This is a genomic window from Mesorhizobium sp. NZP2298, from assembly GCF_013170825.1.
Lineage (GTDB): Bacteria > Pseudomonadota > Alphaproteobacteria > Rhizobiales > Rhizobiaceae > Mesorhizobium.
Genome location: NZ_CP033365.1, coordinates 5030951 through 5044952, shown reverse-complemented (window position 1 = coordinate 5044952; position 14002 = coordinate 5030951). Strand labels below are relative to the sequence as shown.

At 63.1% G+C, this 14002-nt stretch carries 19 protein-coding genes; 11 read left to right on the top strand and 8 right to left on the bottom strand.

Going from position 1 to position 14002, the window contains the following annotated elements; genetic code table 11:
• Positions 1 to 44 precede the first annotated feature (44 nt).
• Positions 45 to 668 (top strand): TetR/AcrR family transcriptional regulator, encoded by a 624-nt coding sequence (locus EB231_RS24465; RefSeq protein ID WP_172351077.1) that lies wholly within the window; start codon positions 45 to 47, stop codon positions 666 to 668.
• Between the two features lie 55 nt (positions 669 to 723).
• Here EB231_RS24465 and EB231_RS24460 read toward each other — a convergent pair whose 3' ends face one another.
• Entirely contained in the window at positions 724 to 1449 is a 726-nt protein-coding gene (locus EB231_RS24460) for a hypothetical protein (protein ID WP_246740712.1), read from the bottom strand.
• Here EB231_RS24460 and EB231_RS24455 point away from each other — a divergent pair.
• A complete protein-coding gene (locus EB231_RS24455; RefSeq protein WP_172351076.1) occupies positions 1448 to 2581 on the top strand; it encodes a metallophosphoesterase in 1134 nt (377 codons plus the stop codon). The genes EB231_RS24460 and EB231_RS24455 overlap by 2 nt on opposite strands.
• Before the next feature lie 47 nt (positions 2582 to 2628).
• On the opposite strand, the gene EB231_RS24450 is transcribed toward EB231_RS24455, so the two are convergent.
• A complete protein-coding gene (locus EB231_RS24450) occupies positions 2629 to 2808 on the bottom strand; it encodes a CsbD family protein (RefSeq protein WP_172351075.1) in 180 nt (59 codons plus the stop codon).
• A gap of 167 nt (positions 2809 to 2975) precedes the next feature.
• On the opposite strand from EB231_RS24450, the gene EB231_RS24445 reads away from it, so the two are divergent.
• From EB231_RS24445 to EB231_RS24405, 9 genes are all read left to right on the top strand, one after another.
• Positions 2976 to 4421 (top strand): patatin-like phospholipase family protein, encoded by a 1446-nt coding sequence (locus EB231_RS24445; RefSeq protein WP_172351074.1) that lies wholly within the window; start codon positions 2976 to 2978, stop codon positions 4419 to 4421.
• A gap of 216 nt (positions 4422 to 4637) precedes the next feature.
• Positions 4638 to 5306, top strand: a complete 669-nt coding sequence (locus EB231_RS24440) for a glutathione S-transferase family protein (protein ID WP_172351073.1) — start codon at positions 4638 to 4640, stop codon at positions 5304 to 5306.
• Between the two features lie 54 nt (positions 5307 to 5360).
• Positions 5361 to 5684: a YciI family protein gene (locus EB231_RS24435; RefSeq protein WP_172351072.1), complete on the top strand. Its 324-nt coding sequence runs from the start codon at positions 5361 to 5363 to the stop codon at positions 5682 to 5684.
• Positions 5685 to 6116: 432 nt separating this feature from the next.
• On the top strand, positions 6117 to 6326 hold the full coding sequence (locus tag EB231_RS24430) for a cold-shock protein (protein ID WP_010915421.1): 210 nt from the start codon (positions 6117 to 6119) through the stop codon (positions 6324 to 6326).
• A gap of 351 nt (positions 6327 to 6677) precedes the next feature.
• Positions 6678 to 6902 (top strand): hypothetical protein, encoded by a 225-nt coding sequence (locus EB231_RS24425; protein ID WP_172351071.1) that lies wholly within the window; start codon positions 6678 to 6680, stop codon positions 6900 to 6902.
• Complete coding sequence (locus tag EB231_RS24420) at positions 6902 to 7309, top strand: hypothetical protein (protein WP_172351070.1); 408 nt, start codon at positions 6902 to 6904, stop codon at positions 7307 to 7309. Before EB231_RS24425 ends, EB231_RS24420 begins: the two co-directional genes overlap by 1 nt.
• 1 nt (position 7310) lies before the next feature.
• Entirely contained in the window at positions 7311 to 7475 is a 165-nt protein-coding gene (locus EB231_RS24415; protein WP_172351069.1) for a hypothetical protein, read from the top strand.
• A gap of 4 nt (positions 7476 to 7479) precedes the next feature.
• The gene (locus EB231_RS24410) at positions 7480 to 7860 is read left to right on the top strand and encodes a YkgJ family cysteine cluster protein (RefSeq protein WP_445299286.1); all 381 of its coding nucleotides are present in this window, start codon (positions 7480 to 7482) and stop codon (positions 7858 to 7860) included.
• 104 nt (positions 7861 to 7964) lie between these two features.
• Positions 7965 to 8576, top strand: a complete 612-nt coding sequence (locus EB231_RS24405) for a LysE family translocator (RefSeq protein WP_172351068.1) — start codon at positions 7965 to 7967, stop codon at positions 8574 to 8576.
• Between the two features lie 63 nt (positions 8577 to 8639).
• On the opposite strand, the gene EB231_RS24400 is transcribed toward EB231_RS24405, so the two are convergent.
• The 6 genes from EB231_RS24400 to EB231_RS24375 all read right to left on the bottom strand — a co-directional run bounded on the left by EB231_RS24400 (position 8640) and on the right by EB231_RS24375 (position 13996).
• Complete coding sequence (locus tag EB231_RS24400) at positions 8640 to 9080, bottom strand: TadE/TadG family type IV pilus assembly protein (protein ID WP_172351067.1); 441 nt, start codon at positions 9078 to 9080, stop codon at positions 8640 to 8642.
• Positions 9077 to 9595: a TadE/TadG family type IV pilus assembly protein gene (locus EB231_RS24395; protein ID WP_246740711.1), complete on the bottom strand. Its 519-nt coding sequence runs from the start codon at positions 9593 to 9595 to the stop codon at positions 9077 to 9079. The genes EB231_RS24400 and EB231_RS24395 overlap by 4 nt, the downstream gene beginning before the upstream one ends.
• Positions 9596 to 9672: 77 nt before the next feature.
• On the bottom strand, positions 9673 to 11745 hold the full coding sequence (locus EB231_RS24390) for a TadE/TadG family type IV pilus assembly protein (protein WP_246740710.1): 2073 nt from the start codon (positions 11743 to 11745) through the stop codon (positions 9673 to 9675).
• A gap of 350 nt (positions 11746 to 12095) precedes the next feature.
• A complete protein-coding gene (locus EB231_RS24385; RefSeq protein WP_172351065.1) occupies positions 12096 to 12482 on the bottom strand; it encodes a nuclear transport factor 2 family protein in 387 nt (128 codons plus the stop codon).
• Positions 12479 to 12946 carry an OsmC family protein gene (locus tag EB231_RS24380; RefSeq protein ID WP_172351064.1) on the bottom strand — a complete coding sequence of 156 codons (468 nt, stop codon included), beginning with the start codon at positions 12944 to 12946 and terminating at the stop codon, positions 12479 to 12481. The genes EB231_RS24385 and EB231_RS24380 overlap by 4 nt, the downstream gene beginning before the upstream one ends.
• Positions 12947 to 12982: 36 nt before the next feature.
• Positions 12983 to 13996: a zinc-dependent alcohol dehydrogenase family protein gene (locus EB231_RS24375; protein WP_172351063.1), complete on the bottom strand. Its 1014-nt coding sequence runs from the start codon at positions 13994 to 13996 to the stop codon at positions 12983 to 12985.
• Positions 13997 to 14002: the final 6 nt, after the last annotated feature.

Sequence of the window (14002 nt, the reverse complement as noted above, 5' to 3'; positions counted from 1 at the left end):
GATCGGGCGTACGGCCTGGAAAACGCGTCAACGACCCAGAGGGGATGCGCAGGAAAGTTCTCGATGTGGCCGAGGTCGCGTTTCAGGCACGCGGCTATCACGCTTCCAGCCTGGGCGACCTGATGGCGGCGGCAGGGGTCAGCGGCGGCGCGTTGCATCACCATTTCCCGACCAAAAAGGCGCTTGCCCTGGCTGTGATCGAGGAGCGCGTGGCGGCGGCGGTCGAGCAGACATGGATCGCGCCGGTCAAGACGGCGGCTTCGGCGCGCGACGGGGTGCGGACCGTGTTCGAGGCCGTGGCGGCGGAACTGGACCAGCAGGGTTTCGTGCGCGGCTGCCCGCTCAACAATCTGGCGCATGAACTGTCGCTTGCCGATCCCGATCTGCGCGCTGCCCTTGCCGGCATCTTTGCGGCATGGCGCCAGGCGATCGCCGACAAGGTCGGTGCCGACCAGCAGGAGGGCAGGGAACAAGGTACCGATCCCCAGCATTTTGCCGCACTTGCCATCGCCTCCTATTCCGGCGCCATGTCGATGGCCAAGACGGCGCAGGACGCCGGCCCGTTGCGCGACTGCCTCGCGGCTTTGGAGCGCGGCGCCTCCCAAGTCGCACCGTCTCGGGGCGAGAGGCGACGTCGCAGGGTGCTGCGGCGGCATGGCGCCGTCTAAGGCAGGTTGGATCGCTTCGCGGCCGGTGCCGCGATAAACGCGGGCAGCCCGGCCCCTATTCGGCCAGCGGTTTGATCGTCTCGTAGCCGTTGACCGATTCCGCACTGGTCCCTTCATCATAGCGCCGGGCAAGAGCGGCTTGCAGGTCGGGTGAGTAGAGCGCGGTGAACGCATCGAGCGTCTCGCCACTCCCGTTCTTGAAGGTCTCCTTGACCGCCAGAACGTTGTACTTACAGTCGCCCAGGCTGAAGGTTTCCTTGCCCTTGACGACCAGGGTCAGCGTCCTGGTGGCCTTCGGCTGCTTGTCAGGCGACAGCTCGACGAACTCGATCGTGCTCTTGGCTCCCGTCTTCAGCGGAAACAGTTTTCGCAGGTCGGAAAATGGGATCATTGCCACCCGGCCGGTGGCGCTGTCACGAAAAACCTCGATCAGGCCGGCAAACAGGAACTGCTTCTGCGGTGATTGCGACTCGTAAGTATTGGCGACGGAAATCATCCCGCCCGCCACTGGCCGAAATTCGCTTTGGATACCGGGCCTCGCCAGAATGAAGCCATTCTTGGCCGATTTCGCATCGACGCATGGACCGGCAAACGCAACACTTGCAGGCAGCAGAACCGCCAATGCCATGCCGACAAGCGCGCTCTTCATGACGCCCCCTGTTCTTGAAAATACAAGCGCAGGTAGAAGTGGCAGACGTTGATTGCGATGTCGATGGTCAAGGCAGTGGCGATATTGCCGAAACTGGACGGACGGACATCGCTTGTGCTGAAATTCCGGCATGATGAATCGCCATTCCCCTGTTTTGCTTTCACGACGCGGCTTTCTGGCCCAGGCCGCCGGTCTTGCCGCGGCTGGCGCGCTTTCACGTCCGGCGTTCAGCCAGACCGGGCAGCGCATCCAGCCCATCGACGCCACCTTCCTGTTCATCGCCGATGTCCATGCCTGCCGCATGGCAAGCGGCCTGAGCCCCAACTGCCAGCAGGAAGGCAAGACCGACGCCGCGCTGCTGCGCAACGTCGCTGCACTGAATGCCATCGGCGACAAGGACTGGCCGACCGAGATCAACGGTGTCGCCACCCGCTTGCGTTCAGCGGGCCGCCGGATCGGCATGCCGCTCGGCCTTGTCATCGGCGGTGACATCACCGACGATGGCGGCGGCCAGATCACCCAGCCGAGCGAGGGTACGCAGCTGCTTCAATTCAGCCAGCGCTACAGCCAAGGCGTCGGCCTGGATCGCGTCCACATGCCGGTCTATGTCGGGCTCGGCAACCACGATCTCGACCAGAACGGCCCGCCGGACCATGTCGACTGGTACCGGCGCGAACTGCGTGACTATGTTGAAGTCAACCATCGTGCCGGCGTGTTCTTCAAGCCGCCCGTGCCGGCCACCGACTACGATGTCGAGACCGACTGCTATTCATGGGATTGGGGCGGCCTGCATCTCGTCCAGACACATCGCTTCGCCGGCGATACCGGCCATGGCGCCGATAGCAGCCTGCCATGGCTCAAGCAGGATCTGGCGACCTATGCGGCGGATGGCCGTCCCGTCATCCTGTTCCAGCATTATGGCTGGGACACATTTTCGACGGAGCGGTGGGATCCCTCCAAGCGGACCTATGACGATGACGGCGCCGGTGCGCCGCACTGGTGGGGCGAGGCCGACAGACAGGCGCTGGTGGTGGCGCTGAAGGGTTACAATGTCATTGCCATCTTCCACGGTCATCAGCACGAAACCTCGCTGATCTACCGTCGCGACGGGCTCGACCTGTTCAAGCCGAAGGCTGCCTATATGGGAGGGTTCGCTCTGGCCAGGGTAACCAGCGATGGCATGGACGTGGTGCTGGGCGAGGCGACCGACGACCACGGCGAGATCGCTTTCACCAACGCTTTCAGCAAGGGCTGGAGCACATGAAAAGGCGGCCTCGGGCAGCCGCCTTTGCCGATCTTCCCGATGCGGAATCAGAACGCCTTTCTGACCTTGTCCTTCATGTCGCCATAGGCCTTCTGCACCTTGCCCGCGACCTTGTCGGCCATGCCTTCGGCCTGGGTCTGCCGGTTGCCGGTGGCCTTGCCGGCTGCTTGCTTGATCGAGCCCTTGACCTGCTTGGCCACGCCGGCGACCTGATCCTTGTTCACCATTTCGCATCTCCTGGGATGTCGGGATTTTCACTCTGGATAGGCAAACGGGCCAGCCTTGCTTACGTTCCGCAGGCCTGAAGGGTGCCCCCAGACAACTGGTTGCCTCTGCCGAGGCAATGCGGCTAGGTTCTGCGCGGGATCAGCCTACGGCCCGCCGGGGGAGTTCTATGCGTTTTCTGTCTCGCCTTGCCTTGGCGGTCGCTGTCTCCCTGCTGACGGCAGGTTGCATCGCCGACGATGTCGGACCGATCAACGTCCTGACATCCGAAGCAGGACACCCTTCACCGACCTTCATCCCCGATCCGGGCGACGATGGTTCGACCGTGGTCGGCCTCGCCTTTTCAGGCGGGGGCACCAGGGCGGCAGCCTTCTCCTATGGCGTGCTGCAGGCCCTGGACGACATCGTCATCGACGAGCGACCGTACCGCCGCACGCTGGTCGACGACATCAGGATGATTTCCGGAGCGTCTGGCGGCGCCATCGCGGCGGCCTATTTCGGCTACAAGGGCAAGGACGGCTACCAGGATTTTCGCCAGCGCTTCCTGATCCAGGACGCGGAAGCCGATCTCAGGACGTCGGTGTCGCCGCTCAATCTCGTGCGCGCCTATTATGGTGGCGTCAATGACCGCAGCGGCTTCGCCAAATGGCTGAACGACCATCTTTTCGACGGCGCGACTTTCGAGGCATTCCGCAGGCCGGACCGCCCGATCGTCTGGGTCAACGCGTCGGATATCTACAACCGTACGCCGTTCATGTTCACCTACGACACCTTCGCGGCCCTGTGCAGCGACCTTGACAAGGTGCGGCTGGCCGATGCGGTTGCCGCCTCCGCCGCCGTGCCCATCGTCTTCGCCCCGATCGTGGTCGCCGCGACCAAGCCGGATTGCGGCTACCGCAAGCCATTGTGGCTGAGCCGGGCGCTTGCCGACCGCAACGCCTCGCTCAGGCTGAAGGCCTACGCCAGCGCGCTCGATTCCTACCAGAACGCCGATCCGCTCGATTATGTGAAGCTGCTCGACGGCGGTTTGACCGACAATATCGGCGTAACCGGCTTTTCGCTTGAGCGCTCGGCCGCCGGCACGCCCTACGGGCCGCTGTCGCCTTCGGCAGCCGTTCGCCTGACGACGCTGATCTTCATCGTCGCCGATGCGGGCAGCAACAGGGATGTGAGTTGGGCGAAAACACTCCATGGGCCAAAGGCATCGGAATTGCTCGACGCCGTGACCAGCACCACGCTTTCTTCCTCTGTGCGTGACGAATTCGATGCCCTGACCCTGGCCGTCTCGCAGTGGAAGCAGGAGTTGGTGCGCTACCGCTGCGCTTTGCCGGCCCCGACGGTGGCCGCCTATCGAGGCTCGACGGGCGGCTGGAATTGCCGCGACGTCCGGCTCGTGGTGCAGCACCTGTCTTTCGCCGATCTCGATCCGGCGGTGCAAATTAGGCTCAACGCCATACCGACCCGGCTGAAGCTGCCGGTCGAGCAGGTCGACCTCACCATAGAAGCCGGACGTGAGGCGCTGCGCGTCAATGCCGATATTGCCAGCGCGGTCGCCGCGATCCGCGCCCGCGCCGGTGTTTCGCCGGGGGCGCAATTGGCTGCACAGGCAAACTGAATTCATCACGGGTGAACGCAGCAAAGCGGCCGAAACGCTTGGCTGCCATTGCGCCGTGTGGCTGGAGCAGTTCATCGTTTCACGGAAACGTCGAACTGCTCCAACTCTTTGTTTGGATGCAACCCCCAAGGGAAAGCGCTCGCGCTTTTCCCGGGAAAACCGCTACACACCTTTCGTGGGATTGCTCTAGTGTGACGAAAATTTGGGGAAATCGCCTTGGCTGAATTCACGCTCTACATCGGCAACAAATGCTTCTCCTCCTGGTCGCTCAGGCCATGGCTGGCGATGAAGCATCTGGAGATCCCGTTCGAGGAGAGCTTCGTGCGCCTGCGGACGCCCGAGACCTTTGCCAATCTTGCCAAGGTGTCGCCGACCGGACTGGTCCCCGTCTTGGATCATAAGCCGTTGCAGGGCGGGGGCAGGATCGTCTGGGAAACCCTTGCCATTCTTGAATATCTTGCCGACCTGTTTCCGGACAGAGGGCTCTGGCCCGATGATGTCGGCGCCCGTGCCTTGGCCCGCTCGGTGGCCACCGAAATGCATTCCGGCTTTCGCGAGGTCCGCTATGGCTGGCCGATGAATCTACGCCGGCCCAAGGGCCACAAGCCGCTCGACGCCGAAGGGGAAGTGCAGCGCGCTCGCATCGAGGCCATCTGGCGCGCGTGTCGCGAAAAATACGGCAAGGACGGCCCCTTCCTGTTCGGCCATTTCACCGCGGCCGATGCCATGTACGCGCCGGTCGTCACCCGCTTCGACACCTATGGCGGCGAACTCGCGCCCGACACCAGGGCCTATGTCGACGCCGTGCTGGCTACGCCGGCGATGCGGCACTGGTACGCGGAAGCGGCAAAGGAGCCCTGGCCGGAACCGGGACCGGACGAATAGGTCAATCGAGGCGGAACACCGATGGTCGATTGACGGGGTTTTGGAGAAGGATTGATGGCCAGCAACGACGGACCGCCCACGGTGCCATTGATCTTTCACTGCCGGCTGATCCCGCCTCGACCGGATTTCGCCTTCACCATGACCGAGGATGAAAGGGAACTGATGGGGCGGCATGCCGACTACCTGCGCCGCAAGCTTCGCGAGGGTACCATGATCGTGGCTGGCCCGGTCGCCGACCCGGCCGGTCCCTGGGGCCTACTGGTCCTGCGTGTCGGGAGCGAAGCCGAGGCGAGGGCCGTGATCGATGACGATCCGGTGTCGCGTTCCGGCCGCGGTTTCCACTACGAGATCCTGCCGCTGATCAGCGCCATTATATAGCAAGGCTCGCGGCCCCGCTTCGGCCTCCTGGCACATACAAGAACGCCTCTCGCACCGATTGTCGTGCGGGAGGCGTCCTTTTAGCAGCTTTCCCGAGATTGCTCTCTAATTGCTGACACCGTTGAAATGCGTCGGCATGGAGTTGGTTCCGGGGGTGGCGCGTTTTTGTGGGGACCTTGTCTTTCGGCCGCCTCGCCAGTTGAGGTCTCATGTCTGAGCAATCCTAGGTTGAATTCAGGTCGATGGAAAACCAGAAATTGACTCGGTGACAAAAGAAGCCTACAAGAAACATGTCGATATTTGTTTGACTGACTTTTGTTATCCGCGCATCCATGCGCGTCTTTGACGAACTTCCCCATCAAAAATCGAGACAAAAATCGTTGTGCATTCGCACCGCGATTAACGAATATTTGCCATGGAAAGGGTTCGTTTATGAGCACCGGCACAGTTAAATGGTTCAACGCCACCAAAGGTTTTGGTTTTATTCAGCCTGACGACGGCTCGGCCGACGTTTTCGTCCACATCTCGGCCGTAGAGCGCGCCGGCATGCGCGACATCGTCGAGGGCCAGAAGCTCGGCTACGAGATGGTCCGCGACAACAAGTCGGGCAAGATGTCCGCCGACCAGTTGAAGGCGGCCTGAAGAAAGAATTCAGCCCTCCCGGTGACCACGGATGTACTGGCACCGGTGAAGGGCGAATTCGGACGCATGGCCTCGGAAACCTGAGTTTCCAAGGCACATCATGCGCATGAAAGGAGTGTTCCCGTGCATCCATCTGGATGTGCGGTGCTCCTAGGGAGGTCAGGCGGTGCCTGGCCTTTTTCATTTTACGCTTGTTGCCGTCGAAAATGCGCTGCGCGTCGGGCTGAACGTGCTAAGGAACGCCTCAGCAATTTGAATCCGCTGCCCCAATGCCGTGTTGCTTCGTGCATGGTCCTGACCGAAGAGCCGGTCTCGTCCTATCGGCACCAGGCTCCTGACAGGAGAAAGATTTTGACCGCCCATTCGAAGGCCGCCGATCCCGCGGTGTCGCTGTTCAGCAGGACGCAAACCCAGTCAATGTCGCTCAACCGCATCATGTCCGAGCGCGATGCCGTAAGCGAGGCGCGTGAAGCCAAGACGGCCCGTTTGCGCGAGCTGCGACTGGAAAAGGAAGCCGACGATATAGCGGCGGCGGCGGCACTCGCGGTGCAGCCGAAACGAGCCGGAAAACGCTGATGGCCACCAAGCGCGTACCCCCGACACCGATCGCCGCCGATGCGACCATTGCCGACATGGTCGAAACCCTGGACAAGCCGGTCGAATACGTCCGGCGCGTGTTGGAAAAACTCGAACGCTGCAAGCGCGCCCACGGCGATGCCCAGGTGCGCGTTGGCGTGCGCGGCCGTGCCGAAGCCCCGAACTACCTGATCGAATATGTCCGCGAGGACAAAAAGACCCAGGAGCAGGTGACCTACCAGGATGCCGCCTACAGCGGCAGCACGCATCGCGAACTGGCGCCGCATCACATCGCGGAAGCCAGGAACTGGTCGCCCGAGGAAATGAACATCACGGCGGTTTCGGCGCTGATCGGCCGCTTGCGCAATCCGCGCGCACCATCATCGCGTTTCGCCGACGAGGACTGACATGGCCATTAAATTCTCCGCCAAGGATCAGCCGGCAACGCCGGCTCCCGCTGCAAAGCCGGCCAAGCCGGTTGCCGCGAAGGCCGGCGAAGCTGCCGACGCCGCGACCGATCTGTTCAAGTCGCCCGTTGAAGCGCCGGCGCGCAAGACAGGCAAGAAGAAATAGCGCCTTGCCGCAGGACGCCTATCGCAATTCTGCCACGCCAGGGCTGCTCGCCCTGGTTCCTGCTGCAAGCCTTTCGTCGCCGCAACGCGACGCCGCTTCTGCCTTCGACTGTCAGAGCTGTGGCGCGTGTTGTTCCTATTCAGCCGAATGGCCGCGCTTCTCGACCGAGGATGACGCGCAGCTCGACCGCATCCCTGAGAAATACGTAGCGGCCGACCTGTCGGGCATGCGCTGCGAGGGCGTGCGCTGTTCGGCCTTGTCGGGCGAAATCGGCAAGTCGACCGCATGCGGCATCTACGAATTGCGTCCGGATGTCTGTCGCGCCTGCATGCCTGGCGACGCGGAATGCCTGATGGCGCGCCGGGCGATCGGATTGCCGGTGTAGCTACCGATCTCACCCGAATGGGGATTGCGCAAATCGCCACCGCTTGTGCGGCGCCCGCTGGCCCGGTACCTTCCCCGGCCGGGCAGGGCCGTGGAGGAACCATCGTGAGCATCGAATTCCTGTTGACGTCGCTGATCGTCGTGGCTTCGCCCGGCACGGGCGTTCTCTACACGCTGAGCGCCGGACTTTCGCGCGGCGCGCGGGCCTCGATCATTGCGGCCTTCGGCTGCACGCTGGGCATCATCCCGCACATGGCGGCCGCCATCACCGGGCTTGCGGCACTGCTGCACACCAGCGCGGTTGCTTTCGAGACGTTGAAATATATCGGTGTAGCCTATCTCATCTACATGGCCTGGAACACGCTGAAGGAGAAGGGCGGCCTCAGCGTCGAGGACAATGCCGCGCCGCGTTCGGCCGGCAAGGTGATCGCAACCGGCATCCTCGTCAACGTGCTCAATCCGAAACTGTCGATCTTCTTCTTCGCCTTCCTGCCGCAATTCGTCAGCACCACCGAGCCCAATGCGCTGTCGAAGATGCTGGAACTCAGCTCCGTCTTCATGCTTTTGACCTTCGTGGTTTTCGTCGGCTACGGCATCTTCGCCGCCTCGATCCGCAGCCATGTCGTGTCGCGGCCGATGGTGCTGACCTGGATGCGCAGGACGTTCGCGGGCGCCTTTGTCATGCTCGGCGCCAAGCTGGCACTTGCCGATCGGTAGCTCCAGGCCCTTGTTCCCGTGCGTGTCGCCCCCAGAACCGAGATCACTGATGGGCGACAGGCATCAGGCGCCCTGATTTGGGAAGCAAGCCTTGGCGCTGAGGTTGGGGCCATTCGCGAGCGAGGTGAGGAAGGCCGGCAGCACGGTCGCGAACGTGTAGGAGACCTGGACGCTCGAAAAACCGGTCAGGCCCGAGCAGGTGGTGTTGTTGCTGACGGTGATGTTGGTGGTGCTCAGGACGATGCCGTCGGTTGCCGCCCTGTTGCTGATATAGCTGATGGCGCTGGCGGCGTTGTAGGCGCCGTTCTGTGTGCATCCGCTCTGCAGCACGCCGACGCAACGCGCCCCTGCGGCGGCGATTTCATTCAGCACGTGCTGCGCCCAATACATGCGACCGAACTCGAACGTGCCCATCAACACCATCAGCAACGGCACCGACAGCAGCGCGAACTCGACGGCGTTGGCGCCGGATCTGTCGCGCAGGAACGACCGGCAACGGCTCATTGCGGCTGCACCACCGAGTTGACGGTGATATTGCCGTTGGTGACGATGCCGAAGCCGCCAAAAAGCGGCGTGTAGGGCTTGCTGGCCGCGATCGTCACGAATTTTCCCGCGATCCCGCCGGCATTGCAGATGCTGGCGCATGCGACCGGGACGCTCCAGGCGACGGTCCCGGAATTGCCCGGGCAGTAGCAGAGGTCCGCATTCGCGGCCGTGCCGCTCTGGGTCGCCTTGGATGTGCTGGCGTCATACACAATCGTCGGGCCATTGTTGATGACGACCTGAATGTTGCCGGCATTGCCGCTCAGGCCGCTCGTCACCACCGTCGCGATGTTGCCGGCCAGTGCGCTGCCGCCGGAGGAGTTGACCTTGTCGCCATTGAGCAGAGCATAGTTCGAACCGGCCGAGACCGCCGAGCTCAGTTCGAACTTGGCCTTCAGTGAGCCGCCTATGTCGACGGTTCCGGCCAGGATGACGAGCAGCACCGGAGTGACCAGGGCGAACTCGACCGCCGACACGCCTGCTTTCTGACGACGAAGGAAGTCCGTGAATGAACGAGCCCTGCCGGCGGGCAGGCCGAGGCGTGACGGATTTCTCATTGCACGAGGCTCACCTTGCTGCTGGCGCTGGTGCTCGGGGCGGCGATGCATTCCGAAGCGGCCGTGGTGCCGCCCGATAGCGTGATGCGCGAGCCGATCATCTGCAGGCACTTGGTCGAGTCGGTCTTCGATCCCAGCACGCTCGAGCCGCCATTCATGACGATCGGGCCATAGGGAAAGTAGAATGCACCTGATATCTGGGCATTGGAGCCGCCTTCGGCGAATGTCGCGCCGCCGGTGTTTGTGGTCGCCGTCGGACCGATAACCGCCAGCTTCGCCGTTGCTCCCGATTGCGGTGCGGTGAGCACGATGTTGCTGTAGCCGGCGGCGACGCAGAAGACATAGCCGTTGCAACTTCCCGAACTGGACTTGGCCTTGCCTGACAGCACAAGCGTCACGCTGGCGCCGCTGACGCTGATGGTGCTGCCGTTGCAGTTGGCGCTGCCGCCGCCATTGCCGCCAAGCGCGAAATAACCGTCGACCGTATAGACGCCGGCGCCGAGCAGGATGGCGCCCGAGCCGATGAAGTTGCCTGAGATGTCGTGCTGTGCCGCGGCGCTGACGACAAAGCAGCTGCCGCCGCCTCCGCCATTCACATTGCCGACGACCTGGAAGACGCTGCTCGCGCCGGTCGCATCGGCCATGATCGTCGTGGACCCGCCGCCGATCGTGATGGCATCGCCGTTACTGCCGGGGCCGATCTTGTAGGAATTGGTCGTGCCCGAGCCGAAGGTGAGTGTCGAGCCGCCGGTGTTGGTATAGCCGCCGGGCAGTTCGAAAACGCTCGGTCCGCCAAAGGTCAAGGTGGAGGTATTGCAGATGCTGACCTGCCCCGAGCCGCTGCAGGCGGTGTCGCTGCGGCCAATCTTGAAAGTGCCGGCGCCGAAGGTTGTGGTGGCACCACCGCCGGTGGTCAACCCCTTGGTGAAGTTGAAAGTGCCGGCACCAAAGGTCGTTGTTCCACCGGTGGTCACCTGCTTGCCGAAATTATAGGTGCCCGCCTTGAAAGTGGTCGTTCCCGCCGTCGTCAGGGTCTTGGCGAAATTGTAGATTCCGGGACCGAAACTCGTCGTGGCGCTGGTGGTGAAATCGCCGGCGAAATTGTAGGTGGTCGTTGCCGCACCGTTCAGGGCGAAATTCAGGTTGATGCCGCCGCCAATAGTGACGGTCCCCAGATTGACGGTCGTCTTATTGCCACAGCTGAACGTCCAGGTCGGCTGCGACCAGGACGCGGTACAGCCAGCGGCCACAGCTGCGTTCATTGTCGCGGTCTGGTTCCACGCGAAGTCGATGTTGGTGCCGGTCGTATTGGTCGGAGCGGAAGGGGCGGTCGTAGCCGACAGTGCGGCCACGGTTGGAAAGCGGGCCACGGCAGCCGTGACCGCGGCATTGCCGGCCAGCGGGTCGGGGGTCGATTTCTTGGTGATCACCGCAGCCGCTCCGTTTGGGCCGGTGATGCCGTTGCAGGGCTGGCTTGGAGCCGCAGCGGAATTGTAGTTGACGCCGATCGCCGAAATGCTGGTGCCGCAAGGGACGGTCACGGTGTTGTTGGAAGAGACGGTGCATTTCGGCGCCGAGATCGAGGTGCCGCCGCTCAGCGTCACGCCGGTCTGCGTACCGTCGAGCGCGAGCATGCATCCGGGGGTCTGTGGTTGCGCGCCGACCTCGGCCACCGAATTGGCGTAGATCTGCAACTGCTGGCGATCGTTCAGGACGCGTGCCAGGAACAGGGTCCTGTAAGTGTTGATCGAAACCGAAACGGCCTTGACGCCGGTTGTCTTGGGGGAGGCAACCAGGCTGACCTGGACATTGGCGGCGGTGACACCGTTAAGCACCGCGACGCCGACAGCTGTGGCAGTCATCTGGTCGGTGGACTTGTTGGCATTGTAGGCGAGCGCGCCTGCATAGGCCGAAAGGTCGGCAACGCGCTGATTGTCGGCCTGCTGGACCAGCGCGGCGCCATATTCGGTTACCAGGGCGGCCATGCCGATCAGGACCGGCATCACCAGTGCCGAGATGATCAGGATGTTGCCGTCGCGGTTCCGCAAAAATCGCTGGAAAAATTGCATCGATGATTACCCGACACCACACGCTCGAGCAATTTCGTCTGCTCTCCCTCTTTAGTAATCGCGAATGTGTTAAAAAATATTGTCCGACAGTTTTTTCTGGATCACGGAGAATTGATTTAAGTATATGATTTTGTTTACGAAAATGACCGAAGAATAGTCAGCCGTTCTCCTTGATGGCAGGGGCGCTCGCGCAAGGCGGCACATCCCCGCCGTCGCGCCATGCCAAGAATTGTTGTGTCGCACGCCTGGTGCGGGGAGCGGCATGGCTTCGCCGGCCCGCTTCCCCGTATTTGTCGTCGCCCGGTTCCCGAGAAGGCCGCCAGGAAATCCTTGCGGAGTTGCCCGACGCTCTACCCCTTCACATAGCCCATCGCCTCGACGATCTGTCCGTCCGCGACGCGCATCAGGTTGACGCCACGCAGTGAGTTGCCGTCGGCCATCCAGTAGCGCCAGCGGATGGTTGCGCGGTCGCCGGCCACGAAAGTCTCTTCGATGTCGAAGCGCGTGTCCGGCCCGGTGGCGATCGCCGACCACAGTTCGACGCAGGCGGCCTTGCCGGCGCGCCGGGTGCCGTCCGGCGCCGGCGTGGTGTTCTCGATCACGCAGTCCTCCGCCACCAGTTCGTGGAGCGCGGACGGATCGTGGCGCTGGAACACGTCGTTATAACGCTGCATGATTTCCGCCGTTTCACTGGAGCGCTTTGCGGTGGCGATGTCGATGATGACTTCCCTGGTCATTGGATGGGTTCCTTCCTTTCGTGGTCAATGGCGGCGTCGATGAGGTCGGCCTTCAGGGTGATCGTGGCGACGCCGGCCAACGCCCGTGAGACGAGGCAGCCCGCCTTGGCCGATTGCGCCAGCCGCTCGAAGTCTTCAGCCGCTAGGCCGGCGACGCTTGCCTGCGTCTTCAGTTCGATACGAGTGATGGTCGGGCCGGCTGTCGTGGCGCCGAGATGCACCCGTGCGGTCGTATGGATGCTGCCGGGCGTGTGGCCTTCGCTGCCGAGGGCGGCGGCAAGCGCCATCGAGAAGCAGCCGGCGTGCGCGGCCGCGATCAGTTCCTCCGGATTGGTGCCCGGACCGTTGTCGAAACGTGAGGGGAAGGAATAGGCGCCCTCGAACACGCCGCTGCCCAGCCGCAGCCGCCCGGCTCCTTCCTTGAGCGTGCCCTGCCATTGGGCGGATGCTTCGCGGATTGTCATGGCTGATACTCCTCTCTGGTTTGGGGAATGCTGCGGTCACGCGCCGTCGATGACGACCTTGCCGAAGACGTCGCCCTGCCGGAAATGGCGGTAAGCTTCGCGCGCATCGGTGAACGGGAAGATCCTGTCGATGATCGGCTTCAGCCGATGCGTGGCGACGGCGGCAAGCATCGTTTCCAGCCCGTCGCGGCTGCCCACGAACACGCGGCCGATGGTGGCAAGGCTGCGTTGGTAGACGGCGGCTGGAATCTCCACCGATCTGCCTTTCTGGTCCTGCACGGTAAGCAGCACGATGCGCCCGTAGAGAGCGCTGGCGATCAGCGATTGACCAAAGGTCGCCGGGCCGCCGGTCTCGACGACCAGATCGATCCCGCCGGTCTGCTCGCGTAGTTTGATGCCCCATTGCGGCGCGTCGGCGGTGGCGATGACGAGGTCGGCGCCGAGCGCGCGGAGCCTGTCGGCCTTCTCGGTGCGCGAGGTGATAGCGGCGACACGGCAGCCCATGAGTTTGGCGAACTGCAAGGCAAACAGCGCGACACCGCCCGAGCCGATGGTCAGAACCCATTGTCCAGGCCTTGGAGCCTCCGCGCCTGTCAACGCGCTCCAGGCCGTCAGCCCGGCACAGGTGAGTGTCGCTGCCTCATGCCAGGAGAGATGCTCCGGCAGGCGGACCGCCCATTGCTCGTCGAGCAGGGCATATTCGCTCAGCACACCGTCCAGCGTGCAGCCGAGCTGGTCGACCACGCCCGGATGCATGCGGCCATCGACCCAGCGCGCGAAATAGCTGCCGGTGACACGATCGCCGACAGCAAAACGCGTCACGCCGTCACCGATGGCAAAGACTTCGCCGGCGCCGTCACTCAGCGGCACGATGCCCAGGCGAGGCGGCAGCGGGTAGGTGCCGTTAAGGATCATGGTGTCGCGGCGGTTGAGCGAGGCAGCGCGCACCCGCACGAGAATCTGATGCGCCCCCGGCTGTGGCACCGCTTCCTCCCGCATCGCCAGCCTGTCGATGCCGTCACCCCGTTCTTCAAGCCTGTAGCTGCGCATTGTTCT